Source organism: Bacillus sp. AFS073361 (assembly GCF_002567005.1).
GTDB lineage: Bacteria > Bacillota > Bacilli > Bacillales > Cytobacillaceae > Neobacillus.
In genome coordinates this window covers 1-354 of record NZ_NUZU01000082.1, presented here as the reverse complement: position 1 = coordinate 354, position 354 = coordinate 1, and the positions used below count along the sequence as shown (strand labels likewise).

The window sequence follows — 354 nt, the reverse complement described above, 5'->3', positions numbered from 1 at the left end:
TGCTCCACCCCGCGACGATAATAAAAAATTGAAGTTTTCACATGCTCTTAGTATTACGACCGCCCCGATTTCAGAAAGCATATTCAAGCAGCGGCTCAATCGTTGCGCTGAAGATTATTCGAAGCAGTTTATTCGAACGTGCTCCACCCCGCGACGATAGAAATTATAAAAAGTAATAATGGAGGAGGAAGAGGGATTNNCAAACTTGGGTATTCCTCCAGATATTAATAAATAATTGATTGGTAGCGGCGGAGGGGATCGAACCCCCGACCTTACGGGTATGAACCGTACGCTCTAGCCAGCTGAGCTACACCGCCAAAGAACAAATATAATCATGGTGGAGGATGACGGGAT

General features: G+C 45.5%; 1 tRNA gene. It reads right to left on the bottom strand.

What is annotated here, in order from left to right:
* Window positions 1–240 precede the first annotated feature (240 nt).
* A tRNA-Met gene (locus COJ96_RS25400) sits at window positions 241–317 on the bottom strand.
* Window positions 318–354 lie beyond the last annotated feature (37 nt).